This is a genomic window from Rhizobium bangladeshense (assembly GCF_001662075.1).
GTDB classification, from domain to species: Bacteria; Pseudomonadota; Alphaproteobacteria; order Rhizobiales; family Rhizobiaceae; genus Rhizobium; species Rhizobium bangladeshense_B.
Genome location: NZ_LYPL01000002.1, coordinates 544,951 through 567,553, shown reverse-complemented (window position 1 = coordinate 567,553; position 22,603 = coordinate 544,951). Strand labels below are relative to the sequence as shown.

21 protein-coding genes and 1 pseudogene are annotated in these 22,603 nt (G+C 61.0%); 14 read left to right on the top strand and 8 right to left on the bottom strand.

What is annotated here, in order from left to right; all coding sequences use genetic code 11:
* Positions 1-146: 146 nt before the first annotated feature.
* Genes speB through A7X77_RS06705 form a run of 3 tightly spaced genes read left to right on the top strand, consistent with a single transcriptional unit; the run spans position 147 to position 2,896 of the window.
* Positions 147-1,109, top strand: coding sequence for an agmatinase (speB, locus tag A7X77_RS06715; protein ID WP_064682195.1), 963 nt, complete (start codon positions 147-149; stop codon positions 1,107-1,109).
* A gap of 58 nt (positions 1,110-1,167) precedes the next feature.
* Positions 1,168-2,100, top strand: a complete 933-nt coding sequence (gene argC / locus A7X77_RS06710) for an N-acetyl-gamma-glutamyl-phosphate reductase (RefSeq protein ID WP_064682194.1) — start codon at positions 1,168-1,170, stop codon at positions 2,098-2,100.
* Between the two features lie 4 nt (positions 2,101-2,104).
* Entirely contained in the window at positions 2,105-2,896 is a 792-nt protein-coding gene (locus tag A7X77_RS06705) for a sulfite exporter TauE/SafE family protein (protein WP_064682193.1), read from the top strand.
* Positions 2,897-2,908: 12 nt separating this feature from the next.
* On the opposite strand, the gene A7X77_RS06700 is transcribed toward A7X77_RS06705, so the two are convergent.
* A complete protein-coding gene (locus tag A7X77_RS06700; RefSeq protein ID WP_064682192.1) occupies positions 2,909-4,012 on the bottom strand; it encodes a COX15/CtaA family protein in 1,104 nt (367 codons plus the stop codon).
* A gap of 113 nt (positions 4,013-4,125) precedes the next feature.
* On the opposite strand from A7X77_RS06700, the gene A7X77_RS06695 reads away from it, so the two are divergent.
* Together A7X77_RS06695 and A7X77_RS06690 are read left to right on the top strand one after the other, a co-directional pair.
* A complete protein-coding gene (locus tag A7X77_RS06695) occupies positions 4,126-4,335 on the top strand; it encodes a DUF2842 domain-containing protein (protein ID WP_064682337.1) in 210 nt (69 codons plus the stop codon).
* Positions 4,336-4,453: 118 nt separating this feature from the next.
* Positions 4,454-5,695, top strand: coding sequence for a GNAT family N-acetyltransferase (locus tag A7X77_RS06690; protein WP_064682191.1), 1,242 nt, complete (start codon positions 4,454-4,456; stop codon positions 5,693-5,695).
* Positions 5,696-5,749: 54 nt separating this feature from the next.
* Here A7X77_RS06690 and A7X77_RS06685 read toward each other — a convergent pair whose 3' ends face one another.
* A complete protein-coding gene (locus tag A7X77_RS06685) occupies positions 5,750-7,918 on the bottom strand; it encodes a GumC family protein (RefSeq protein ID WP_064682190.1) in 2,169 nt (722 codons plus the stop codon).
* 188 nt (positions 7,919-8,106) lie between these two features.
* On the opposite strand from A7X77_RS06685, the gene A7X77_RS06680 reads away from it, so the two are divergent.
* Genes A7X77_RS06680 through A7X77_RS06665 form a run of 4 tightly spaced genes read left to right on the top strand, consistent with a single transcriptional unit; the run spans position 8,107 to position 12,751 of the window.
* Positions 8,107-8,682, top strand: coding sequence for a polysaccharide biosynthesis/export family protein (locus A7X77_RS06680; protein ID WP_064682189.1), 576 nt, complete (start codon positions 8,107-8,109; stop codon positions 8,680-8,682).
* Positions 8,683-8,685: 3 nt separating this feature from the next.
* Complete coding sequence (locus tag A7X77_RS06675; RefSeq protein ID WP_064682188.1) at positions 8,686-9,855, top strand: glycosyltransferase family 4 protein; 1,170 nt, start codon at positions 8,686-8,688, stop codon at positions 9,853-9,855.
* Between the two features lie 56 nt (positions 9,856-9,911).
* Positions 9,912-11,474 (top strand): undecaprenyl-phosphate glucose phosphotransferase, encoded by a 1,563-nt coding sequence (locus tag A7X77_RS06670; RefSeq protein ID WP_064682187.1) that lies wholly within the window; start codon positions 9,912-9,914, stop codon positions 11,472-11,474.
* The gene (locus A7X77_RS06665; RefSeq protein WP_064682186.1) at positions 11,471-12,751 is read left to right on the top strand and encodes an O-antigen ligase family protein; all 1,281 of its coding nucleotides are present in this window, start codon (positions 11,471-11,473) and stop codon (positions 12,749-12,751) included. The genes A7X77_RS06670 and A7X77_RS06665 overlap by 4 nt, the downstream gene beginning before the upstream one ends.
* On the opposite strand, the gene A7X77_RS06660 is transcribed toward A7X77_RS06665, so the two are convergent.
* The 3 genes from A7X77_RS06660 to A7X77_RS06650 all read right to left on the bottom strand — a co-directional run bounded on the left by A7X77_RS06660 (position 12,717) and on the right by A7X77_RS06650 (position 15,901).
* Positions 12,717-13,547, bottom strand: coding sequence for a carbohydrate ABC transporter permease (locus A7X77_RS06660; protein WP_064682185.1), 831 nt, complete (start codon positions 13,545-13,547; stop codon positions 12,717-12,719). The genes A7X77_RS06665 and A7X77_RS06660 overlap by 35 nt on opposite strands.
* Complete coding sequence (locus tag A7X77_RS06655; RefSeq protein ID WP_064682184.1) at positions 13,547-14,440, bottom strand: carbohydrate ABC transporter permease; 894 nt, start codon at positions 14,438-14,440, stop codon at positions 13,547-13,549. The genes A7X77_RS06660 and A7X77_RS06655 overlap by 1 nt, the downstream gene beginning before the upstream one ends.
* Before the next feature lie 126 nt (positions 14,441-14,566).
* Positions 14,567-15,901, bottom strand: coding sequence for an extracellular solute-binding protein (locus A7X77_RS06650; RefSeq protein WP_064682183.1), 1,335 nt, complete (start codon positions 15,899-15,901; stop codon positions 14,567-14,569).
* Between the two features lie 177 nt (positions 15,902-16,078).
* Here A7X77_RS06650 and A7X77_RS06645 point away from each other — a divergent pair, with 177 nt between their 5' ends.
* A complete protein-coding gene (locus A7X77_RS06645) occupies positions 16,079-16,693 on the top strand; it encodes a GNAT family N-acetyltransferase (RefSeq protein WP_064682182.1) in 615 nt (204 codons plus the stop codon).
* A gap of 20 nt (positions 16,694-16,713) precedes the next feature.
* On the opposite strand, the gene A7X77_RS06640 is transcribed toward A7X77_RS06645, so the two are convergent.
* Positions 16,714-18,471 carry a hypothetical protein gene (locus A7X77_RS06640; protein WP_064682181.1) on the bottom strand — a complete coding sequence of 586 codons (1,758 nt, stop codon included), beginning with the start codon at positions 18,469-18,471 and terminating at the stop codon, positions 16,714-16,716.
* A gap of 361 nt (positions 18,472-18,832) precedes the next feature.
* Here A7X77_RS06640 and A7X77_RS06635 point away from each other — a divergent pair, with 361 nt between their 5' ends.
* Positions 18,833-20,014 (top strand): ROK family transcriptional regulator, encoded by a 1,182-nt coding sequence (locus A7X77_RS06635; protein ID WP_064682180.1) that lies wholly within the window; start codon positions 18,833-18,835, stop codon positions 20,012-20,014.
* Positions 20,015-20,156: 142 nt separating this feature from the next.
* Positions 20,157-20,450: a helix-turn-helix domain-containing protein gene (locus A7X77_RS06630; RefSeq protein WP_064682179.1), complete on the top strand. Its 294-nt coding sequence runs from the start codon at positions 20,157-20,159 to the stop codon at positions 20,448-20,450.
* A 47-nt stretch (positions 20,451-20,497) separates the two neighbouring features.
* On the opposite strand, the gene A7X77_RS06625 is transcribed toward A7X77_RS06630, so the two are convergent.
* Positions 20,498-20,710 carry a hypothetical protein gene (locus A7X77_RS06625; protein WP_009996470.1) on the bottom strand — a complete coding sequence of 71 codons (213 nt, stop codon included), beginning with the start codon at positions 20,708-20,710 and terminating at the stop codon, positions 20,498-20,500.
* A 185-nt stretch (positions 20,711-20,895) separates the two neighbouring features.
* Between A7X77_RS06625 and A7X77_RS31995 the strand changes: the two are divergent.
* Positions 20,896-21,126 (top strand): annotated as a pseudogene (locus A7X77_RS31995) (DUF982 domain-containing protein); the annotation flags it as partial.
* 41 nt (positions 21,127-21,167) lie between these two features.
* Here the strand turns inward: A7X77_RS31995 and A7X77_RS06620 are convergent.
* The gene (locus tag A7X77_RS06620) at positions 21,168-21,386 is read right to left on the bottom strand and encodes a hypothetical protein (RefSeq protein ID WP_064682178.1); all 219 of its coding nucleotides are present in this window, start codon (positions 21,384-21,386) and stop codon (positions 21,168-21,170) included.
* Between the two features lie 550 nt (positions 21,387-21,936).
* Between A7X77_RS06620 and A7X77_RS06615 the strand changes: the two genes are divergently transcribed.
* A complete protein-coding gene (locus A7X77_RS06615; RefSeq protein ID WP_064682177.1) occupies positions 21,937-22,569 on the top strand; it encodes a class I SAM-dependent methyltransferase in 633 nt (210 codons plus the stop codon).
* The last annotated feature ends 34 nt before the right edge of the window (positions 22,570-22,603 follow it).

The following is a 22,603-nucleotide window of genomic DNA, read 5'->3' as shown; positions in this document are numbered from 1 at the left end:
TTGTATGGTCTGCCAGCACCTCCTTCCACGCCGGCATCGCGGCATGCTTTTGCCGCCACTTCCTTTCCGATTGCTTGAAATTCGGCGCCCGGTCGCCTACCCGTTGTCGACGCCTTGACCTTTCACGACCGAAAAAGGAGCCCCACTTGGCGAACAAGACCATCGACCACGCCTTCACGGCGACCAGCCTCACCTCCGCCGCCAGTGACCCGACCTTTGCCGGCGCGCTGTCCTTCATGCGCCGCCGCTTCACCAAGGAACTCGCCGGCGTCGATGTCGCCGTCTGGGGCATTCCTTTCGACGCCGCCACGTCGAACCGGCCAGGCACACGCTTCGGTCCTCAGGCAATCCGGCGCGCATCGGCGATCTTCGACAATGATGCGCAATATCCCTTCAACCGCGAATTATTCGCCGACATGGCCGTGATCGACTACGGCGATTGCCTGCTTGACTATGGCAATCATCAGGACACGCCAGCCGCTATCGAGCGCCAGGCGAACGTGATTCTCGACAGCGGCGCTTTTCTGCTGACGCTCGGCGGCGATCATTACGTCACCTGGCCGCTGCTGAAAGCCCATGCGGCAAAACATGGGCCGCTGGCGCTCGTGCAGTTCGACGCGCATCAGGACACCTGGTTCGACGAAGAGCGGCGCATCGACCATGGCTCCTTCGTCGCGCGGGCCACCCGTGAAGGCATCATCGACCCCGATCGGTCGATTCAGGTCGGCATCCGCACCCATGCGCCGGAGGATTGCGGCATCAATATTCTCTATGGTCATCAGGTCGAGGATATGACTGCCGGCGACATCGCGTCGGCGATCGTATCCCACACGCGCGGCGCGCCGGCCTATCTCACCTTCGATATCGACTGCCTCGATCCGGCCTTTGCGCCCGGCACCGGCACGCCGGTCGCCGGCGGACCGTCGAGCGCCAAAATCCTCTCAGTGCTGCAGCGCCTGCATCAGCTCGATATCCGCGGCGCCGATATCGTCGAGGTTTCGCCGCCCTACGACCATGCCGATATCACCGCCATTGCCGGGGCAACGGTGGCGATGTATATGCTGGGGCTTCATGCGGAGCGACGCGCCATCGCAGTGTCACAAGGCTGACTTATTATCCCGAAATGAATCCGGAAACCTTCCGAACCCATTGAAAGCGCAGGTTAACATGGCACCGAAAATCTTCATCGACGGCGAACACGGCACGACGGGTCTGCAGATCCGCACGCGCATGGCCGGCCGCCGCGATGTCGAGCTTCTGTCCATTCCCGAGGCCGAGCGGCGCAACGCCGCCCTGCGCGAGGACATGCTGAACAGCGCTGATATCGCCATTCTCTGCCTGCCCGACGAGGCATCGAAGGAAGCGGTTCAGATGGTCTCGGCCAACAACAATGTGCGCGTCATCGACACGTCGACCGCCTTCCGCGTCAATCCCGGCTGGGCCTACGGCTTTGCCGAAATGGACGGCGCGCAGGCCGACAAGATCAAGGGCGCCCGTTTCGTCGCCAACCCCGGCTGCTATCCGACAGGCGCAATCGGCCTGATCCGGCCGCTGCGTGCCGCCGGGATCCTGCCGGATGGTTATCCGGTGACGGTCAATGCGGTCTCCGGCTATACCGGTGGCGGCAAGCAGATGATCGCCCAGATGGAAAATCCGGATCACCCGGATGCGATCAGCGCGCCGCACTTCCTCTACGGTCTTCCCCTCACCCACAAGCATGTGCCCGAGATGACCGTGCATGGCCTGCTCGATCGGGCACCGATCTTCTCGCCATCGGTCGGCAAGTTCGCGCAGGGCATGATCGTGCAGGTGCCGCTGCATCTCGACGATCTCGCCGAGGGTACGACGATGGAAACCATCCACGCGGCTCTCGTTGCTCACTATGCCGGCCAGGACATCGTCACCGTCGTGCCGCTCGCCGACAGCAAGGCGCTCCTCCGTGTCAACGCCGTCGAACTCGAAGGCAAGGACACGATGAAGCTCTTCGTCTTCGGCACGCCGGGCGGTTCCCAGGTCAATCTGGTGGCGCTGCTCGACAATCTCGGCAAGGGCGCCTCAGGCGCCGCCGTGCAGAACATGGACCTGATGCTCGCTTCCTGACGGCATGACGCTGGATGCGCTTATCAGCGACGGGCGGGCCTGGTTTGCCGCCGCCCTGCCCGATCACGGTATCTATGCCCTGATGGCCTACGCCTTCATCGCCGGGCTCGCCCGGGGCTTTTCCGGTTTCGGGGCAGCGCTGATCTTCATTCCCCTCGGTGGCGCCATCATCGGGCCAAAACTGGCCTCGCCGATCCTGCTCGTCATCGACGGCATCGCCACGCTCGGGATGATCCCACCCGCCTGGCGCAACGCCAACCGGCCCGAGGTCTTCGTCATGGCCGCGGGTGCGGCACTCGGGGTGCCGGCCGGCACGGCGATGCTGGCACTGCTCGACCCGACGCTGCTGCGTTGGAGCATAACGATCATCGCGATCTCACTGCTCGCGCTTCTCGTCTCGGGATGGCGTTACCGCGGCGGGCCTTCGGCACCGCTCAGCAGCGGCGTCGGCCTGATTGCCGGCCTCTTCAGCGGCGCCGCACAGCTCGGCGGACCGCCTGTCGTCGCCTATTGGCTCGGCGGCAAGAGCGACTTCACGCGCGTCCGGGCAAATGTCGTGCTCTATTTCTCCATTTCCACCATCTTCAGCGCCATCAGCTATTATATCGGCGGACTGTTCGTCCCCGCCGTCTTTGCGTTGACGGCCGTCATTCTGCCGAGTTATGCGCTGGGGCTTTACGGCGGCTCGAAACTGTTCGGGCTGGCCGAGGAACGGACCTTCCGCATCGCCTGCTACGTGCTGATCGCCGCCGCGGCGATCATCGGCATGCCGCTGCTCGACAGCGTGCTGCGTTAAACGACGTGCGGTTCAATCGCGCTCCGCGATTGCCGTGGCGTACGGATATTCGCCGTAAAAGCCGCGCCAGTTGGCGACGGCGAAACCGAAGACCACCAGAGCGCCGGCCTGATGCAGCAGGCCCCAGTGAAGCGGCACCTGCAGCAGTAGCGTGGCGATACCGATCGCGGCCTGCAGCGTCACCAGCGAGAAAAGCACGACGGCGCGTCGGGCATGGGTGGTCCAGGGGGCGGCGCGCAGGGCAATGACCATGTTGATCAAGGTCAGCGCGAAGAGCGCATAGGCGCCGACGCGGTGGATGAACTGCACGGTCTTCGGGTTCTCGAAGGCGTTGATCCAGAAGGGCTGCTGGATCAAGAGATCCGAGGGGATGACGGCACCATCCATCAGCGGCCAGGTATTGTAGGAAAGGCCGGCGTCGAGCCCGGCCACCAGCGCGCCGAGATAGATCTGGAACAGCGCGAAGATGGCGATGACGGCGGCAAAACCGCGCGAACTGCGCGCCGGCGCCGGATCGTTGGAATGTCTGGAGAGACCGCGCATGATCCACATGCAGCCGGCAAAGATCAGGCAGGCCATGACGAGATGTGTCGCAAGCCGGTATTGGCTGACATCGGTGCGGACGGAAAGACCCGAGGACACCATCCACCAGCCGATAAAACCCTGCAGGCCGCCGAGCGCCAGAATGCCGACGAGCGGCCAGCGCAAGCGCCTTTCGATGCGCCCCGTCAGCCAGAAAAAGATAAGCGGCAGCGCGAAGACCACGCCGATGCCGCGAGCGATCAGCCGGTGCGCCCATTCCCACCAGAAAATCCCCTTGAACTCGTCGACCGTCATGGAGCTGTTCAATTGCTGAAATTCGGGAATGCGCTGGTAGAGGCGGAACTCCTCCTCCCATTCGGCAGCCGACAGCGGCGGAATGACGCCATGGATCGGCTTCCATTCGGTGATCGACAGGCCGGAATTGGTCAGCCGCGTGGCGCCGCCAACGAGCACGAGACAGAAGAGCGCTAAAAGCACGAAGCCGAGCCACAGCCGCAAGGCGCGGCGATTGCGGTTCTGCTTGCGCACTTCGCTCAGGATCGCCTGTTCCGTGGTGAGGTTCGCGACGGCCATGATATCTCCTTCTATCCGGCAGTTGATTTGCCCCACCGGCTCATGCAAAACAAGCCCCGAACCTTTGCGGCATGCCGTCGCGCCGGTTCGCGCCACCCAGACAAGAGATCAAAATGCCCGTCCGCCTCCGCAAATTCATCGGCACGACCCTCATCATCGTGCTCGTGCTCGTCTACGCGCTGGTGGCGAACACGATCGCAGTGGCGACGCTCGGTAACGCGCCGTGGTGGGGGCACCTGCTCTACTTTCTGCTCACCGGCCTGCTTTGGATCTTGCCGGCTATGGTGATCATCAAATGGATGGCCGGACCGCGGCAGCAGTAAGCCATTAACGGCCGAATAACCGTGATCGGCGGAAAACCTCGCTGATAGCCGACGATTAAACCAAATATACGCCCTGCATAGCTAGCTTCCCGCTCAGCATTTTGACCGGAGAGTTCCCGTGCAGACGCAAAAGTGCGACGTCCATGAACAGCCGTCAGACGATGGCGCACTGGCCGAAACGGCGATTTCACGCCTACGCCAGGTGAGCATGAAACTTGCCATGGCCAAAATCGACATCGCCGTTTGCGATGCGATGCAGCCGTTGGAAGATGATTGGCGGGCGCTGGAGGTTGACAATCTCCAGTCGCTACATCAGAGCTACGATTGGTGCGCCGCCTGGGTAAGCGCCTTTCGACGGCCGCTGGCGATCCTCAAAGGCACCTATGCCGGGGAGACGGCTTTCATCCTGCCGGTCGAGATCGTCAAGTCGCGTGGTCTTGCCGTCGCGAAATTCATCGCTGCCGATCACAGCAATATCAATACCGGTCTATTCTCGAGGAATTTCGCCGAAAGCGGCGGCAGCATCGACGCCGAAAAATTCGCTCGTCAGCTTCAGCAAGCATTGAAGGGGCAGGCCGATCTGCTGTTGCTGCAAAACATTCCGTTGGAATGGCGCGGACGGCAGACGCCGCTCACCGGGCTGCCGATGGTGCAAAACCAGAACCACGCCTATCAACTGCCGCTCCTTGCCGGTTTCGAGGACACGCTGAAACAGATCAACGCCAAGAGCCGGCGTAAGAAATTCCGCGTTCAATCGAGGCGTCTCGAGGCCGTCGGCGGTGCCGAATACGTCACCCCCGAAACATCGGAAGAACAGCATCGCCTGCTCGATATCTTCTTCCGTCTGAAAAGTACCCGCTTCGCCAGCCTTGGCCTGCCCGACGTCTTTGCCGACCGGGAAACGCGGGCCTTCCTGCACGGACTCATCGACAAGCAGGATGAAACAAGGCAGTTCTTCGGCCTTCAGATGCATGTCCTGCGGCTGAAGGGCGCGAATGAGGACCGGATCGCTGCGATCTCAGGCATCTCGCGCAAGGGCGATCACGTCATCTGCCAATTCGGGGCGATCGACGAAGACCTCGTGCCGGATACGAGCCCCGGCGAATTCCTCTATTGGCAGACCATCTCGGGATTGCACGGCAAAGGCGTCGCGTTGTTCGATTTTGGCCTTGGCGATCAGACCTACAAACGATCCTGGGCGCCGGTCGAGACCGCGCATTACGACGTTGTGCTGCCGGTTTCGCCTATCGGTATCGCCGCCGGCGCCGCGCACAGGATCATCACGCGCGGCAAGGCGCATCTCAAGGCGCGCCCGAAGCTCTATAGATTCGCCCAGGGGATCCGGGCAAGGATCGGCTGAACGGTCTATCCTACCCATGTGGCTGCCGCAAAAGAGCAGCACACGCGCCATGCGTCAGGCCGCCTGGCCGAGCCTCTGCTCGGCCGCTTCGCCCTCCGACATCAGCACGACGCGCTCGTAGCCCGCGGCCTGGAATTCCGTCATCAGTGTTACGAAAACGGTCTCCTCGAGCTGCGGCAGCGAGAGGATGATCTCGACATCCCGGCTGCGCGTCAGGCGCGAGACGCCGGCGACATCGGCAGCGCCGCATTCGACGACCACGAGGTCGTAGGCAGCGGCCAGCGCATCGAGCAGCAGCGACAGCCGATCGACACCGCGCATGGCACGGCGTACGTCGCTCCGGCCCTGCGGGATCAGATGGGCATCGGAAAGCCGGTCGCTGTGGATGGTATCACCGAAGGCGGCCTCGCCGCACAGCAGGTCGGTGACACCGGGAGCGGCCTCGTCTTCGGCCATCAGTTCCGTGGGGTAGCCGGAACCGGTCATATCGATCAGGATGACGCGGCGGCCGGCATCGGCAAGAATGCGGGTCAGCAAGACCGTCGCTGCGGAACCATCGTCACCGGTCGGAGATATCGCGATTGCCAGCGGCGCCCGGCTGCCGGTGAGATAATCGGCAACCGAGGCGACGGAGAATTCATTGTCGTCCTCCGGTACCTCAGCGGCAGTCTCCACGTCCTCGTCGATCGCATCCTCTTGGTCGGCGACCACGGCGAGCATGCTTGGTCGGGCGGGACTCCGGACGGCGGCGACGGGAGCTGCCTGCGGCGTAATCTTCTCTTCGGCGCCCGTTTCCGTCTCGATTGTCTCAGCCGACGCATCGACCGGGCGAAGCGCCCTGCCGCTGAAGAGTTCGGCCAGCATGGTGATGATGGCGCTGAGGATCAGTATGGCGACAGCTGCGACGGCGACGATCGGCACGACCTTGGGAAAATAGGGATCGACCGGCTCGATGGCCTTCGAAACGATACGGGCGTCGGCCGGGCTCGAGTTGCTGTCGGCGCGGGAGGCCGCCTCGCGGTAGCGCACCAGATAGGTTTCGAGCAGCTGACGCTGGGCGGTCGCCTCGCGCTCCAGCGCATTGAGGCCGACTTCGTCCTCGCCGGCGCGGGCGCTGTTGGCCTGCACCGTGTCCTTCTGCCGCTCGAGCTCACGTTCCCGGAGATCGGCGACCTTGGCCTCGTTCTCGATGCTCGCCAGAATCTTCTGCGTTTCCTGGCGGATCTGTCCGCGGATGTCGGCAAGCTGGGCACGCAGACTTTTCAGCCGCGGATGGCTATTGAGAAGGCTGGTCTGCAGGTCTGAGACTTGCGACTGCAGGCCCGATTCCGTTCCCTTCAGCCGCTGAATCGACTGCGAGGACATGATGTCAGGCAGCGTGTCGGAAGCTTCGCCTGACGACAGCGCATTGCGCACCGCCTGCGCCCTCGCCTCGGCATTGGCTTTGTCGCCGCGCACGCGGGTGAGCTCGGCGGAGATGTCGTTCAGTTGCTGGGCTGGAAACGTGGTCGTGCCGTTCGTCTGCAAGAGCCCGTGGCTGGTGCGATATTCGGCGACCTTCTTCTCGGCTTCGCTGACCTTGCGGCGCAGGCTTTCGATCTCCGGCTCCAGCCAGCGAGTCGCTTCGGAATTGGAATCGAGCTTGGCGCCGCTCTGGGTGGAAAGATAGACATTCGCCATGGCGTTCGGAATGGCGGCAGCGAGCTTCGGGTCCTTGGAGGTGAAACTGATGCCGATGACGCGTGAGCCCGGCACCTGATAGACCTGCAGCCGCTCGACGAAAGCGTCGATCACCCGCTCTTCGGGCGGGTTCTCCATCGGGTTCTTCTTCAGATGCAGCGTCACCAGGATGCTGCTCATCGCCGAACCGCTGGCGGCATCGTCGAATTCCGGCAGATCGTAGAGTTTCAGGTCGTTGATCACCTTCTTGAGGAGATCGGCAGATTGCAGGAGCTGCACCTGGCTGGCGATATTCAGCTCGTCCATCAGCGGACCGGCGCCTGCGTCGTTTACCTGCTGAGTGCTGGCGAAGGCCGGCGCGCGGGGTTCGATGAGGATGCGGGTTTCGCTGCGATATTGCGGCGACATGATCTTGGCGCCGGCGAAGGCGATGCCCGCCCCCACGAGCGTGATCGTCAAAATCCTGAGCCGGCGCGCCCAGACGGCGCGAACCAGCTGGCCGAGATCGATGTCCACATCCTGATCACGCGATACGCCGGACATGCTCTTACTCCACAACAAAGGTGCCGCAAGCGTAAACGACCGTGGTAACTCAACGGTTAATGGTGATTTGCCAAGAAATGTGCCGGATCGGCAAAGAACTTAGGAAATTGTCATGCCCTTTTTACCGGGCATTAACCCTAACAGATCGATAACGGCTTCACCGAGTTCATTTCTGTGAGCACAAGCGGATGTCTGTCGCCCCGCCCAAAATCTTTTTGGCCCTGAGCCTTGCAGCCATGACGGCAGCATTGGGCGGCTGCACGACGTACAAGCCGGCGCCGAAAGCCTTCAACGAGGCGACCATCCAGCCCTATACGCTTGATAGCGGCGACCGGTTGCGCATCACCGTCTTCGACCAGCAGAGCCTGACCAATACCTATACGGTGGATCAGGCCGGCTATATCGCCTTCCCCCTCATCGGTCAGGTCCCTGCCCGCGGCCGAACCTTGCAGCAACTCTCGGGGCAGATCGCCCAGAAGCTGCAGCAGGGCTATCTTCGCGACCCCGACGTCACCATCGACGTCGACCGCTACCGTTCGATCTTTATCATGGGCGAGGTCGGCCAGCCCGGCCAGTATGCCTATGTTCCCGGCATGACCGTACAGAATGCCATCGCCGTTGCCGGCGGCTTCACCAGCCGCGCCAACCAGAGCATGGTCGACGTCACCCGCAAGATCAACGGACAGGTGCTGACCGGCCGCATCAACATATCGGGGCCGATCATCGCCGGCGACACGATCTACGTCCGCGAACGGCTCTTCTGAGTTATGAGAAAACAGAAGCCGCTCCGCATCCTCCACTGCTTCAGGTCGCCGGTCGGCGGAATTTTCCGCCATGTCCGCGATCTGGTCGAGGAGCACAGCAAGGCCGGTCATGAGATCGGCATCCTATGCGACAGCTCGACCGGCGGCGAGCATGAGGACAGCCTGTTCGACGATATTCGTCCCTATCTCTCGCTCGGCCTGACTCGCGTGCCGATCCGACGCTCGGTCAGCCCGTCCGACATTGCGACGATGTGGGATACCTACAAGAAAATCAAAAGTTTGCGGCCGGATGTGCTGCACGGGCACGGCGCCAAAGGCGGCGTGCTCGCGCGACTTGCTGGCTCAGCCCTGCGGGTGAACAGGTATCGCGTAGCCCGCCTCTATACCGCGCATGGCGGAAGCCTGCATTATTCGCGCTCCTCGCTCAGCGGACAGTTCGTCCTCAGGATGGAGCGCCTGCAGGAATATTTCACCGACGCGCTGGTCTTCATCTGCGAATATGAGCGCGACACCTATATGCGCAAGGTGGGCAGGCCACGGACGAAGACGAGACTGATCTATAACGGCATTGGCGAGCGTGATTTCGAACCGATCCCCACCCGCTCGGATGCCGTCCATTTCATCTATGTCGGAATGCTCCGGGACCTCAAGGGTCCCGATCTGTTTGTCGATGCCTTTGCCAAGACCGAGCGGCTGCTCGGCCGGCCGCTATCGGCGCTGATGATCGGTGACGGGCCCGACCGGGACCGTTACCGCGAGATGATGGTCGAACGCGGCCTCGGCAAGCGCATCGGCATGCTGCCGGCAATGCGCGTCCACGAGGCTTTTTCGATGGCCCAGAACCTTGTCGTTCCCTCGCGCGCCGAAGCCATGCCCTATATCGTCCTCGAGGGCCTCGGCGCCGGCAAGACGGTCATCGCCAGCCGCGTCGGCGGCATTCCCGAAGTGCTCGGCGCCGACAGCGCGGCACTGGTGGAGCCCGGCAATGCCGACGACCTAGCCCGCGTGATGGCGGAAACGCTGACCATGCCCGGCTGGCATGGCAGGACGATGCCGAAGCCGGAGGCGGTAAAGGCGGTATTTTCCTCCGCCGTCATGGCGCGTGATGTGCTGAAATTGTACCATGAGCTGGTCGATCCCGCCGCGGGTCAAGCAATGTCTGCCGTCTCGTAAATATTTCTTAGGGGCTTTCTGGTATTTCGCTTGCTGACAACGAGCGACAAAACCCCATGAACAAGCTGGAAAAAAGCGATCCGTTCGACGTAGAAGCGCTGCGCAAGCAGGTCTCCGACATCGAGGCGCGACGCAATGCAAGTCGGGAGCAGGCCTCCGAGCCGACCGAAATCAATGCCTATGCCCGGCAGATCGCCGAACAGTTCCGCGACGGAACCCGTTCGCCTGTCATCATCATCGGGCAATTACGGCTGCTCGAATTCCTGGCCCTCTTTTCGATTGCTCTGATCGTCTACTTCTTTGCGCCCGGCGACGGCAGCGATCCCCTGCTGGTGCGGGCGGGCATGGCGGCGATCGCTTCGGCCCTGACCGTGGCCTGCCTGCAGCTTGCCGACACCTACACCATCCCGGCACTTCGGGCGAAGCTGCGGCTGATGCCGCGCATCCTCACCGCCTGGACGATCGCCCTCGTCCTCACTATCGGCCTGTTCGCGCTCGTCCGCGGCGCCACATGGGCAATGACCGAGGCCTATCTCTCCTGGTTTGCTGCCGGCGCGCTCTTCCTTGCCGGCGAGCGTTTCCTCGTCGCCTACGGCATTCGCAACTGGGCGCGCAACGGCATCATGGAGCGGCGCGCCGTCATCGTCGGCGGGGGCGAACCAGCCAAGGAGCTGATCCGCATCCTCGAACAACAGGCCGACAACGACATTCGCATCTGCGGTATCTTCGACGACCGCGGCGAGAAACGCTCGCCGATCATGGTCGCCGGTTATCCGAAGCTCGGCACCGTGGCCGAACTCGTCGAATTCGTGCGGCTGACGCGCATCGATATGCTGATCATCGCCCTGCCGCTGTCGGCAGAGGCGCGCATCTTCGACCTTCTGAAGAAGCTCTGGATTCTGCCGGTCGATATCCGTCTTGCAGCGCATGCCAACCGGCTGCGCTTCCGGCCGCGCGCCTATTCGCATGTCGGCTCGGTGCCGATGCTCGACATTTTCAAGAAGCCGATCCGCGACTGGGATTCCGTCGCCAAGCGCGGCTTCGACATCTTCTTCACCGTGGTCGCCCTTGCCCTGCTATGGCCGCTGATGCTGGTCACGGCTGCCGCCATCAAGGCGACCTCCGAAGGCCCGGTTTTCTTCATGCAGAAGCGTCATGGCTTCAACAACGAAATCATCAACGTCTTCAAGTTCCGCTCGATGTACACCAATATGGCCGACCCCACCGGCAAGGCCGCGGTGACCAAGGGCGATCCGCGCGTCACCCGCGTCGGCCGCTTCATCCGCAAGACCTCGATCGACGAGCTGCCGCAGCTTTTCAACGTGCTGAGAGGCGAGCTTTCGCTGGTCGGCCCGCGCCCGCACGCCGTTCTGGCTCAGGCTCGCGACCGCGCCTTCGGCGATGTCGTCGAGGGTTACTTCGCCCGCCACCGCGTCAAGCCCGGGGTCACCGGCTGGGCGCAGATCAACGGCTGGCGCGGCGAGGTCGACAATGACGAGAAGATCAAGTTCCGCACGGCCTACGACCTTTACTACATCGAGAACTGGTCGCTCTGGTTCGATCTGAAGATCCTGTTCCTGACGCCGATCCGGCTGCTGAACACGGAAAACGCCTATTGAGCACGGTCGAGGCGACATATCCGCGTGTCGCCCAGCCGCAGCGGATGACGCTGCGCCTGATCGGCTCGGCCTTCGTCGCCTTCGGCGTCTTCCTCTCCGGTTTCGTCATCGACGAGCCGGCCCCCTACGAACTCTGGATGGCCGGGCTGATCGGTCTCTGGTTCATCCTGGGATTGAAGATTTCACGCGGCGTGGCGCCCCTGCTTGCCCTGCTGCTCACCTTCAATATCGGCGGCATGCTGTCACTGACGCAGATGAAGGATCTGGCGACGGCGCCGATGTATATCGCGGTGTCGACCTTCCTGGCGCTGACCTCGGTCTTCTACGCGGCAATCGTCGAGGACAGCCACAAGCGGCTGCCACTGATCTTCAATGCCTGGGTCTTCGCCGCCGTCGCCACCTCGGCGCTCGGCATACTCGGCTATTTCCATGCCTTTCCAGGCGCTGAGATCTTCACCCTCTATGACCGCGCCAAGGGCGCCTTCCAGGATCCGAACGTCTTCGGCCCCTTCCTGGTGCCGCCATCGCTCTATCTCGTCCACGGTATTCTCGTGGGCGACCTGAAGAAATCGCCGCTGAAGGCTGCCGCCCTGCTCGTGCTGGCGCTCGGCATTTTCCTGTCTTTTTCGCGTGCCGCCTGGGGGCTGTTTGCGCTCGGCGTAGGGCTGCTGATCTTCATCATGCTGCTGAAGGAGCGCAGCGGCGCCTTTCGCCTGCGAGTGCTGGTGCTGTCGCTGGCGGCGATCATCATGCTGATCGCGTCGCTGCTGGTGGCGCTTCAAGTCCCGAAGGTCGCCGAACTGTTTTCCGCCCGCGCCCAGCTGGTACAGCAATATGACGGCGAACATCTCGGCCGTTTCGAACGTCACCGGATCGGCTTCACCATGATGATGGAGCGCCCGCTCGGCATCGGCCCGCTGGTGTTCGGCACGATGTTTCCCGAGGACGAGCACAATATCTGGCTGAAATCGCTCACCTCCTATGGCTGGCTCGGCTTCGTCAGCTATGTCGGCATGCTCGTCTGGACGCTGGCGATCGGCTTTCGAAACCTGCTGCTCGACCGGCCGTGGCAACCCTTCCTGATGGTCGCCTGGATCTCCGTCCTCGGCCATGCGGCGATCGGCAACGTCATCGACATCGATCACTGGCGCCACGTCTACCTGCTGCTTGGCACGGTCTGGGGCTGCGCGGCGCTGGAGGCGCGCCACCGGCGCAGCCGGAGGCCGAAAGAAGCGGCGCATCCTATTTCGTCGCGCCTGCCGTCAGACCGGCAATAAACCGCCGCTGGAAAACCAGATAGGTCAGGATCAGCGGGAAAATGACGATCACCGCGCCGGCAGTCAGAACCGGCGTGTTGACGGTATAGCGCCCCTGGAAAAACAGCATGCCCAGCGGCAGCGTCCGATAGGCGTCGTCATTGACCAGGATGAACGGAATGAGAAACTCGTTCCAGGTCCAGATGAACAAGAACAGCGCCAGCGTCGACATTGCCGGTATCATCAGCGGGATGACGATCTTGCGCAGGATATAGAAGCGTCCGGCCCCATCGAGGACCGCCGCTTCGAGAATTTCCTCCGGCAATTGCTGCATCGCGCTGGCAAGGAAGATCGTTGAGAAGGGTATCGACATCGCGATCTGCGGGATGATGAGAGCCGCATAGGTATTGATCAGCCCGAGATAGCGCATTTCATAATAAAGCGGGATGATGAAAGCCTCCGCAGGCACCATCATGCCGAGCGTCAGGATCGCGAACAGCGTGCGCCGTAGTGGAAATGACAGGTAGGCGAAGGCAAAACCGGTCAGCAGGCCTAAAAAGACGCTTGCAGCAACGACGGGTATTACGACGACGATCGAATTCCAGAAGTAGATGTTGAAATGCCCGGCATTCCAGGCATCGATGTAATTTTCGAAATGCGGATAGGCCGGAAGGGCGAATGCGCCCTTCAGAACGTCGGCCTTGCTCTTTATGGAGGTCAGCAACAGAAGCAGGAACGGAGTGATCGTTACGAAGGCCAGGAGCCAGAGGACAATGCGAAGGAACAGCGCGGCGGGAATGTTGGACGAACGGCTCATCAAGCCAATCCTTTGCTTCTGGAGCCCACCAGCCGGTGAATTGCGAAATTGATTGCGAATGTTAGCAAGGCGCCGACAATGGCGATGGCGGCTGCGGCGCCGAAGCGATTGAGCTCGAAGCCGAGCTGATACATGTAGATATTCGGCACCAGCGTCGCGTTGGCGGGTCCACCGCGGGTCATCGTGAAAATCAGGTCGAAGCTTTTGATCGAGGCAATAACCGTCAGAAGCAAAACCACCCTGATCTCAGGCATGAGAAGCGGCAGCGTTATCCAGAAAAAGGTCTTTCGCGCCGACGCGCCGTCGACCTTGGCGGCGTCGAAAAGAGACGGGTCGATGCGCTGGATTCCGGTGAGGAAGATGACCATGCAAAAACCGAAGAAATACCAGGTCGCAACGATCCCGACCGCGGGAAGCACGAAATTGAAATCTCCGAGCCAGGGCAAAGCGAACCTGCCCAGGCCTACCGCTCGCAGAAACTGATTGAACGGGCCGAATGCAGGATTGTAGAGCCATGCCCAGATGATGCCCAACACGGCAGTCGGCATGATATAAGGCAGGAACAGGAAGGTTCTGAGGGCGAGCTGTTCGCGCTGCTTCAAATTCCACACACAGGCGGCAAGCGTTATGCCGAGCACGAGCGGCAGGACGCAGTAGAAGATCATCAGCTCGGCATTATTGCGCAAGGCGATGTAAAAACGGCTGTCGGAAAAGAGATCGGCGTAATTGCCAAGGCCAACCCATCTGGGCATAGTCAGGCCGTCCCAGCTGGTCAGGCTCAAAGCCAAAGCCGCGACAATCGGCCCAAACACAAACGCTGCGTAGAGCAGCAATCCAGGCAATAAATAGATGAGGTTGGTCTGTCGCGTTCCATCCAGTGCGGAGCGTTTCATCCAGTACTCCCTGCCAAAGCTCTGGTCATCGCGCAACAAGCCGTGAGCTCGTAGCACTTATTTTAACGTGATGAACGGGACGCCGGTCGGACCGCCCGGGGCCGTCGTGACCGGCGTCCGCACTGCTTATTTCTTATCCTTCAAATAGGCCTGGTAGTCCTTGTCCATGGCATCGACAAAGGCTTCGGGCGTGATCTTGCCGGACAAGAGAAGCGGCGTGTTGTCGTCGATTGTCTTCAGCATCGTCGGGCTCGACCAATCGGGGTAGTGGCCGAGCGCATCGTTGGCGTTAAGTGTCTTCCACATCTCGATGCCGGAGGTCAGGAGCGGCGTGAGCTTCGGCTTTGCATCCGCCGGGAGCGATGTTGCAGGAAGATAGCCTGCCGCGGCCCAGCTTTCAGCGGCCTTTTCCGACACCATATGGTCGATGTACTCGCCGGCCAGGTCCTGCTTTGCCTTGTCTTTGGCAAGGCTGGTTATCGCCCAGGCAAGATCCACGCCGCCGACGCTCATCGGCTTGGAAATGCCCTTCGGCGCGGGAATGGCCATGAAGCCGATATCCGGATTGTTTTGCATGTCGCCGAAGTACCAGGTCCCGGAGATCAGGAATGCGCCCTGCCCTGATATGAACAGCTGGACGGCGTCATCACCCGAGATGCCCTCGAAGCCGGGATAAAAATAGCCGCCCTGTGCCCATTGCTGCACGAGTTTGGCCGATTCGATATTACCCTTGGTGTTCCAGGTACCGCCTTTGCCGTAGATCAAGTCGTCAAGCTCGGCCCGATTGGCCGCGTCGATATGCGCTTGATCGATGGCGCCGATCATGTGCAGGGCGAGATGCTGTTTTGCCGAACCCATCATGAAGGGCGCGACGCCTTTTTCCTTGAGCTTGTCGAGAGCGGCCAACAGCTCTTCGAAGGTCTGCGGCAGCGCCACGCCCGCATCGTCGAGGATTTTTTTATTGTAATAAAGGCCGACGATCTCGGCGAGACCCGATATGCCGTAGGTCTTGCCGACCCCGAATTTCGCCCCCTCCCAGCGGTCTCTGGCAAGCACCGAATCCGACTGCCGCTTATCCCAGCCATATTTCTTGATGTACTCGTCGACCGGCAGCAGCAAACCTTCCTTGACCATCGCGCCCATGTCGCCGGCGCCCTGGTTGACCTTGGTGACGACAGGGCCGTCGCCGGCCGAGACCGCAAGCTTCAACGTCAGCTTCATGTCATCGAAGGTGCGGGCGGTGCGCTTGATCGTGACGCCGGGATGCGCGGCTTCGAAGTCCTTGTTCAGTTGCTCTATGACCGCGCTCTGACCTTCAAAGGTCTGGTCGTCCCACACGGCCAGATCGTCGGCACGGGCGGCGGAAAGGCCAAAACTCACCAGCGCCGCGCCGGCAAGCGCGACGGCTGCTTTCAATCGGTATGCCGGCAGTATGCTGATCGATTTCACGGTTCTGTTCATCTGCTCCACCTCATTTGGTTCATTCTCCACTTCCCGTTCCGGCTTCGCGCCTGGCGCCGGCCGAACGTTTTCTTCCCCCAGAGCTTTGCCTGGCTGGCGAATCTGAGGTAATCGTCAGTGCATCAGCTCCTCTCGCGACCTCAAATGACAAAGCGCCACGCAGGAGGTGGCAAAGTGATGGACACCAGTTGCTTCATCCGTCCCGCAACTGAAGCGGATACTGAAGCCTTTTTTGACATCTGCCTGAGGACCGCGAATGGCGGTCACGATGCCAGCGCCCTTTACAGCGACCCGCGTCTGCCCGGCTACATCTGGTCGGTACCCTATCTCAAGTTCGCCAAAGACTTTGCCTTTGTTCTCGTTCAGGGCGACCGGCCGGTCGGCTATGTCGTAGGCGTACCCGACACCAGCCTGTTCGACCAAAACCTGGCGGCAAACTGGTGGCCGGCCGTGCGCGGAGAGATCGCCGGCCTGGCGCCTACCCGTCCGCGCGACGCCGACGTGCTCGAGCGAATCCAAAATCCGCGCAGCGGAACGCTCTGGCTTCAGGACCAGTATCCGGCGCATCTTCACATCAACATTCTTCCCGGACTCCAGGCAAGCGGCTGGGGACGGATGATGATCGATACCGAGCTTCAGGCGCTTCGTAATCATGGGGTCACGGCCGTGCATCTCGGGGTCGATCCAAACAACGAACGCGCCAGAGGCTTCTACCGTCACCTTGGCTTTTCCGAATTCGAGCGGGATGGCTCCGTCGCCTTTGCAATGCGGATCGATGAGCGATCCCGCTAGAACCGACGGAGCCAGGTCACTCATGACATTGGCTCCGCATTTGCGGCGTCAAGCCCATATTTCAAAACGACCGCCGCCGGCATGGCGCTCCAGCCCTGAAGCAGGGAGCCGCGTCCGTACGGCGGCGAGAAATATTCGACCGCGCCGATCCAGCCATTGTCAAGGCAGGTTTCCCACCAGCGTGTCAGCGCATAGCGCGCGCCTCCAAGCCCGTAGCGCAGGCGTTCTTCGGCATAGGCGCCATCCCAATAGGGCCAGTCCGAGCCATTATGATAGCGGTAGGGAAAGGCGGTCTTGGACCGCAGATCGCTGGGCCGCTTGAAGGGCGGATAGGCGCACATGACACCCCAGCTGCCGTAGGGCTGTTCCTGATTGTTGCGCGTTTCCAGTCTGGTTTCGAACGCTCTCAGCAGGCCAATAGCCTTCGGCCGCGAAATCGCGCCAAACCGCGACAAAGTCAGACTGTCTAGAGACAGATGATCCTCGACGAATAGGCCAGGTGTTCCATAGTCGAGATATCCTCCCGTTGCCGGGACGAAGAGTTTGGCCTCGATTTCCCGGCGGGCGAGATTTGCGACCCTGCCCGCCTGTTCGGCAAGAGCCGGATCGTGCGCCTCGCCAAGCCTCGCCACCGCATCCATGGCGCCGACAAAAAGGCCGAGGTCATAGGAGACTAGGCCCTCGCGATAGACGTTGTCGGCCCAATCGCGATCGTTACGCGGCTTTACCGGCAGAACGCTGTCGGGGCCGGCCAGGCTGAGATAGCGGTCGGTGATCGCCCGGACGATCGGCCAGTGCAGTTGCGCCTCGGCCAGGTCCTTCGTTGCACCGACATAGTCGTCGATGAACAGAATGAAGAAAAGCGGACTGTCGAAGTGGTCGCTCCACCAATCCTGCGGACGGTTGTGATATTCCGGGACTGCCCTTTTGTGGGTTTTGGGATTGGCCTTGCTGTCGGCGACAAAGTGCTGCCAGGCCTCAGATTGCGCAGGCCCCGTCAAGATCACGCCGCTCGGGGCTTCTCCATCCGGCTGCACCCCCTTGGCGAGCAGCCGGATCTCGTCGCGTACCGCCTCCGGTGCCAGCGTCAAAAGCGGCTGCATCGTCCAATAACCGTCGCGGTAATAGGTTCGCGCCGGAGCACTATAGGCCTGTCCGGCGGCAAGACCGGCGAAGGCGCCGTTTTCATCGCGCCTGATGCTGGAAAGGGCGGCGTGAATCCCCTGGCTGACCATGCTGCGCATCAGCGGGTCGGCATCGGGCGCCAGATCACAACGCGCGACATATTCCGCCGCTTGCGCCATGATGGCTTCGCTGCTGAGATCGAGCGCTTTTTCGGCTTCGTCTCTTGAGGCGCCCACGGCAATTCGCAAATCGGAACCTGCGGCCTCCACGATGAGCACACCCCAGTCCATTTCGAAAGTCTGGCGATGATGGTTCCGAGAGCCCCTGACCGGTGCGCTTTGCCCATCCGGCTCGTGCCACCAGGCACAACGACGCGCCGGGTATATGCCCAGAAGGCGCACGCCGCTGATCAACATAACCGGCAGCGACTGTGCGATAAAGACGCCGCCATGTTGGGCAACAATCCGGTTCGGGCCGTAGGTATAAGGCCCCCTGATTGCAGAAAATCTCACCCGTCCCAGGCTGCCGGCGCCCCACAGGGCAAGATCAGCATATCCATCCGGGTGAATATCGGCTTGAAGGCGTGGCGCCATGACAGGCAGGAGAACCGGTTTTTCGCAAGACAGCTGTCCATCAGCCAAGGGCTTTAACATGGGAAAATCCCCAACAACCTGGTTGCGAGACCAGCCGAAAGCAAAATGGAAAAATAGCGGAGCCGGCCACGACCAGTTCCTCTTCGGGCGATCTTGGCGCGCATGCAGCTGCCCAGACAATATGTGTGATCCATACTTGTCCTCGACCCTGTTTATTTCGTCGCACATTTGATTGCGCGTTGATCCCAGCCTACAGGCGACCTTCCAATTGTCAAGGACATAGACAAATCACCGACTTCGATGTACTGAACTCCTGTCAATTGCCGAGGCTGAGCCTCAATCTTTCTTCTTCGTGATAGTTGAGAGCCAATATCTCTCCTAATTAGGTATACGCTCCGAACTAATTGGAACGAGCAGCCGAATGACAATGACATCCCCTGGCGCCCAGACTCCGATCGCACGGAAAATATCGACCAACGCCGTCATCCGGACCGTGCTGGCCAACCGTTCGATCTCCCGCGCCGACATCGCCAAACTGACCGGCTTGTCGAAACAGACGATTTCCGAGGTCGTGCGCGATCTTGAAGACGAAGGGTGGCTGAGACCCGTCGGCCGGACCGATGGCCGACCAGGCCGGAATGCAATTATCTACGAAATCAATGCCAGGGCAGGACTGGCTGTTTCAATCGATCTCGGCGGCACCAAGATCGCCGCGGCTATCTGCGATCTGCTGGGAAACGTGGTTGCCGAAACCAAAGTGGCTACCGACCGGCGCGGCGGAATGCATCTCGTAAATCAATTCAGCGATCTTATCGTCGAGCTCGCATCTGCGGCGGGCACGACCGCCGACAAGCTTCGCCTCGTCGTTCTCGGCACTCCCGGCGTCCTTGATCCAGTCACCGGACATATCAATGTCGCGCCGAACATTCCCGGCGTCGACGCAATGGACCTGCGGCAGGCCTTCAGCAGCAGAATGGGTCTGCCGGTCATCGTCGAAAATGACGTCAATCTCGCCGCGCAGGGGGAGCGCTGGCGGGGGCACGGCGTCGAGATCGACAATTTTGCTTTCGTTGCGCTTGGAACAGGCGTCGGCATGGGCATCATCGCCAACGGGGCGCTGCTGCGCGGGGCGCGGGGCGCTGCCGGCGAGATCGCCTATCTCCCAATCGGCGGCGATGCCTTTGATCCGGGCGGGTTTACGCTTGGCACTCTTGAAAGCGCCGTCGGCAGCGTTGCGATGCTTCGCCGCTACATCGGCTTCGGCGGGCGCAATGCATCCACCGTGGCCGATCTCTTCGCCGCCTTTAACGCAGGCGAAGCGAGCGCTGTCGCCGCTATTGAAGAGACTGCAAGGCTGGCGGCGGTCGCCATTGCGGCAATCGGCGCAACCCTCGATCCCGAACTGGTGATTACCGGCGGCAGCATCGGCTCAAGGCCCGAACTCGTAAACGCCATCCGGCGTTTCCTGCCACGCTGCACACCTTACCCGCCGCGCATCGAGATCAGCCGCTTCGGCAACCGCGCCGCCCTCATGGGCGGCATGGGGATCGCGGTCGAGCGCATGCATGACGACCTGTTCGGGGTAAAATTGCGGGAAACTTGAAGATCGCAGCGGGAAGCGCAAGTTGCTTCCCGCTGCGGCTGATCCTTTGCGATCTACGAAGCGTGGTTATGCACGCCTGCACGCTTCGCCATCGACCGCCACGCCACTTGCGAAGCGCTGCGAATGCGCTAGATTTTCCGCCATGATAACAGCAACGCAGATACGCGGCGCACGCGCCATGATCGGAATGAGCATCGAAGAGCTCGCCGCCGCAAGCGGCCTGCCGGTCGAGACGGTGGCTGCGTTGGAAAAAGGCGAATTCGCCGGCGAGCCGCATGCGCTGTTCGACGTGCGCAGCACGCTCGAGGCGCACGGCATCATCTTCCTTTCGAGCGGCAACCAGGACGAAGGCGGCCCCGGCATCCGACTGCGGGCACGCACGTCAAGCGATGACGGCATCCGGCCGGAAAATCTCAACGCCGCCAATGACGATTGACGGAACGGTACCGTCGCCCTGTCCTAAATCAACAGAGAACCCGAGGGTCAGAGATAGGTCTTGGCAAGGTCGGCGAGTTTGCCGCCGTCTCTCACGCCCTGTCTGTAAAGCTGAATGATGACCGCACCGATCCGCTCGGCCTCCGGTGCCGTTCTGACAAGTCCGCGTTCGACACAGACCTTGTCCAGCACTTGCGAAAGCAGATCGAGATCTTCCGAAAAGAGCGGTAAATCATGCGGATGAATTGATGACCGTAACATCACGCCGCACTTCCCTCCGAGGGCAAACGCCGTCACGCTTGCATCGCCGGACGCCCTCCGCAACCGGCTATAACTGATTATGCGCGTGGCTCAGAACTTTAGCAACTGCGCAAATTCCTATGGAACGATATTTTGTCCCGCGCGTTAACGCCGGGTTTTGAAGCAGGAATCAGCGAGTCCGAATCTTGAGTGAAAAACGCTTTCCCTCCCCCGTCCGAGTCCATTCTCAAACCAGCAGTCTGATGGTTTCCACCGCCTGGGACGCCGTCGAATATCTGAAACGATGGCCGGCTAAGCGCGGGCGGGATTATCGCATCGCGCTACAGCACTGCCTTGACGCGCTGGACGGGCTGCGCAGCCCGCGCGCGGCTCAGGCTTCCTTCGTCACGGCGGCGAAGATGGCAGGCTTGCTGGTGAGAAAATTGCGAAACGGCGCAGCCTTCCAGTGGCTTCGTGCTCATCTGCTGCGGCCACCAACGGCCATGATTTGCGGGTGCATGGAGCCTTCCAGGATCACCTTGGCGGTCATCTCGACCACCCGTTCCTCGGCGAGTTCGGCAAGCGCGAGTGCAACGTCGCCCTCCGGCCAGCCGGCCTTGACCGCCTCGTCCGACAGTGCCTGGAACGCGCTGGCAAGAGCCTGCCTGCAAGTTAGATTCTGGTTCATATCCGGCATGGGCTTCGCACCAGGTGATCTGTGACAAGGATCATGTTAATCTACACGTACTTACGAAACATGCGAAGCGAATTGAAATTCTTCAAGCAAAAAACCGAACAGCTTGCCGCAACGTCGTGTATAGCCTCAACAAGAAAACAACTATCCACCCACCAGACCAATGGATTCCTAAAACAATCACAGAGATTATTTGCAATCGCTCCATTTAAGGAGGCGTCCGCTCGCCGTTTACTTGAAATAGCCAAAGCCGAAGCCGACAGGTCGGCCCTTTATTCCACCGTAATCCGACGGATCCGGATTTCTGTCGTTTTCAGCACCTTCTCGACACCCTGTCAATCGGCTTCGCGGAGTCTCTGGTGCTCGCGTCACCATCCCTCGCATTGTGATGAAGAGGGCGTTAAGAACGCCGGCCGATCTGTATCGGATCGTCAATCGACTGCCGGCGCGAACGTCCTCGGGCGTTAATCACCTTAATACCACAACGGCACCACACTCCCGTCAAACTCCGCCGTACCATTGTCTCTGCGGGCCTACTTTTTCAGGAGGTGAAATGTCTATCGAACTGGACGCTACTACCTATGTCCACGCCAAGCCGGCGACCGCTCATTCCTATATCTTGCCAACTGTGGTCGATGTACTTGAAAACAGTTTCCACGAGGCAAACGAAACAACGGTCTTCGACCTCGGTTGCGGCACCGGCGGGGCTGCCTCCGTGCTGGCGGAGAAAGGCTACGATGTCGTCGGCGTCGATCCGTCGGAGGACGGCATCGCGAAGGCGAAAGCGGTCCATCCCGATCTTCCGCTGGAAATTGGCTCCGGATACGAAGATCTTTCCAGCCGCTACGGGACCTTCGATGCGGTCATCAGCCTAGAGGTCGTGGAGCATGTATACGACCCCAAGGCTTTCACCGCGACCATGTACGATCTGGTAAAACCGGGCGGCCTCGCCGTCGTTTCAACGCCTTTTCACGGTTACTGGAAAAATCTGGCGCTCGCCGTGAGCGGAAAGATGGATGACCATTTCATGCCGCTGAAGGACCACGGTCATATCAAATTCTGGTCGCCGGAAACGCTGAGCACGCTGCTGCATGAAACCGGTTTCGAAGACGTCGACTTCGAATATGTCGGGAGGATTCCGCTCCTGGCGAAATCGATGATCGCAATCGCGCAGAAACCGCACTGACGGCCGATGTTCTCTCTTGCAGCCACCCCTGCGG

Coding starts and splice junctions, on each gene's coding strand:
- A7X77_RS06640 (WP_064682181.1), bottom strand. CDS start 18,471: ATGTTAAAGCCCTTGGCTGATGGACAGCTGTCTTGCGAAAAACCGGTT.
- A7X77_RS06655 (WP_064682184.1), bottom strand. CDS start 14,440: ATGAAACGCTCCGCACTGGATGGAACGCGACAGACCAACCTCATCTAT.
- A7X77_RS06635 (WP_064682180.1), top strand. CDS start 18,833: ATGACAATGACATCCCCTGGCGCCCAGACTCCGATCGCACGGAAAATA.
- A7X77_RS06670 (WP_064682187.1), top strand. CDS start 9,912: ATGAACAAGCTGGAAAAAAGCGATCCGTTCGACGTAGAAGCGCTGCGC.
- A7X77_RS06615 (WP_064682177.1), top strand. CDS start 21,937: ATGTCTATCGAACTGGACGCTACTACCTATGTCCACGCCAAGCCGGCG.
- A7X77_RS06625 (WP_009996470.1), bottom strand. CDS start 20,710: ATGTTACGGTCATCAATTCATCCGCATGATTTACCGCTCTTTTCGGAA.
- A7X77_RS06645 (WP_064682182.1), top strand. CDS start 16,079: ATGGACACCAGTTGCTTCATCCGTCCCGCAACTGAAGCGGATACTGAA.
- A7X77_RS06650 (WP_064682183.1), bottom strand. CDS start 15,901: ATGAACAGAACCGTGAAATCGATCAGCATACTGCCGGCATACCGATTG.
- A7X77_RS06700 (WP_064682192.1), bottom strand. CDS start 4,012: ATGGCCGTCGCGAACCTCACCACGGAACAGGCGATCCTGAGCGAAGTG.
- A7X77_RS06695 (WP_064682337.1), top strand. CDS start 4,126: ATGCCCGTCCGCCTCCGCAAATTCATCGGCACGACCCTCATCATCGTG.
- A7X77_RS06660 (WP_064682185.1), bottom strand. CDS start 13,547: ATGAGCCGTTCGTCCAACATTCCCGCCGCGCTGTTCCTTCGCATTGTC.
- A7X77_RS06675 (WP_064682188.1), top strand. CDS start 8,686: ATGAGAAAACAGAAGCCGCTCCGCATCCTCCACTGCTTCAGGTCGCCG.
- A7X77_RS06630 (WP_064682179.1), top strand. CDS start 20,157: ATGATAACAGCAACGCAGATACGCGGCGCACGCGCCATGATCGGAATG.
- argC (WP_064682194.1), top strand. CDS start 1,168: ATGGCACCGAAAATCTTCATCGACGGCGAACACGGCACGACGGGTCTG.
- A7X77_RS06685 (WP_064682190.1), bottom strand. CDS start 7,918: ATGTCCGGCGTATCGCGTGATCAGGATGTGGACATCGATCTCGGCCAG.
- A7X77_RS06705 (WP_064682193.1), top strand. CDS start 2,105: ATGACGCTGGATGCGCTTATCAGCGACGGGCGGGCCTGGTTTGCCGCC.
- A7X77_RS06680 (WP_064682189.1), top strand. CDS start 8,107: ATGTCTGTCGCCCCGCCCAAAATCTTTTTGGCCCTGAGCCTTGCAGCC.
- A7X77_RS06620 (WP_064682178.1), bottom strand. CDS start 21,386: ATGCCGGATATGAACCAGAATCTAACTTGCAGGCAGGCTCTTGCCAGC.